The 549-nt window shown below is 67.2% G+C and carries 1 protein-coding gene; it reads right to left on the reverse strand.

The features are described 5' to 3' along the window. Window positions 1-549 (reverse strand): PAS domain S-box protein (locus CSC78_RS18800; RefSeq protein ID WP_162339391.1); only part of this gene is annotated, 549 nt, incomplete at both ends.

A 549-nucleotide genomic window follows, 5' to 3' on the forward strand; every position in this document is an offset into this window, starting at 1 on the left:
TCGCCTGGTGCAGCTCCGCATCGCGCCGCTTCTGCTCGGTGAGGTCCGACGCCATCACCAGGAAGCCGGAAGCCACGCCATGTTCGTCGCGCAGAGCGCTCACGTTCAACGCCACCGGCATGGGTGTGCCGTCGCGGCGTATATAGGTCCATTCAGCGACGTCGCTGCCGGCGGCGGTGGTCACGCCGGCGATCTGCGCGAAGTTCGTCCCGACATGGGCACCTTGGCGTTCGGACAGCGCGAGCGAGCGCGCACGGAGTTCGGTCTCGTCGTGCAGCAGGTCGATGCTGGTGCCGCCGGCGGTGATCTCCGTGGCCACGTGCCCCAGCATGCGCTCCGCCGCAGGATTGAACAGCGTGATCTTCCCCTTCAGGTCGGTGGCCACGATGGCGTAGCCGGCGTGCGCCAGGATGGCCCCCAGCCGTGAGGAATACGTGCGGATCTGCGCGGTGCGGTCCAGCACCTGCTGCTCGAGCGTGGCATTGAGGCGCAGGATGCCTTCCTCATGCCGCTTGCGCTCTGTGATGTCGATGATGAAGGCCAGCGCGA

It is taken from the genome of Pseudoxanthomonas japonensis, from assembly GCF_010093445.1.
In the GTDB taxonomy this organism is placed as follows: domain Bacteria; phylum Pseudomonadota; class Gammaproteobacteria; order Xanthomonadales; family Xanthomonadaceae; genus Pseudoxanthomonas_A; species Pseudoxanthomonas_A japonensis.